This is a genomic window from Oleiphilus sp. HI0132 (genome assembly GCF_001635845.1).
This window is the reverse complement of record NZ_LWGJ01000805.1, coordinates 1-681: the sequence shown is the minus strand read 5'-3', so window position 1 is coordinate 681 and position 681 is coordinate 1. Positions and strand designations below refer to the sequence as shown.

At 42.4% G+C, this 681-nt stretch carries 1 protein-coding gene; it reads left to right on the top strand.

All coding sequences use genetic code 11. The features are described from left to right. Nucleotides 1-143: 143 nt before the first annotated feature. Nucleotides 144-681, top strand: a 538-nt coding sequence (locus tag A3766_RS09330) for an archaeosortase/exosortase family protein (RefSeq protein WP_156508820.1), incomplete at its 3' end; no start/stop codon positions are given.

Here is a 681-nt window from a genome sequence, read left to right as displayed (position 1 = left end):
CTAACCTTATTTTTCAGCTAAGCTTAACACCATTACAAAGCATTTTAATAACCTTAGCAGTTTTACAACTGTTTACCGCAACGAACGACTAAGCCGTTAACGACTCACGTACATTGCGGTACAGCTACACTTTGGATGAAGTTATGACACGGATCGCTAGGCAGCCTGTGCTGTGGTTAGCGGCAATTTTTGCCCTGTTGCTATGTTATCTAGGAACTTTCTACCCCAGCCGTTTAGTTCAACTTCATACTCACTGGACCACTGCTGGCGATTTGGATATGGGCTATATCCTTCTCGCTTTAAGCGCCTATTTTTCATATAAGAACCTTGGATCGAACAAAGTTCAACCGAACTATCTATTATTACCTGCTGTCATTCTTCTGACCGCCGGGTTTGTTTTATCTCAAGCTCTGGATATAAAAACACTGTTTTTTTTATGCCTTGCTTTATCGCTGCCCTTATTTAGCGCAATAGTTCTAGGCTTTGCAAGTACTCGTAATATTATCATTGCATGGAGTGTCGTCTTAATGGCGATGCCTTTCTGGTACCTGGCAATCCCTTTCTTACAAACACTGACTGTTAAAGTTGTTTCTTACCTTGCCTCCCTACTATCACTAACGGTACTTGTTGAAGGAAACTACTTTACCGTCACCACCGGCGTAGTTCATGTTGCTGGGGGCT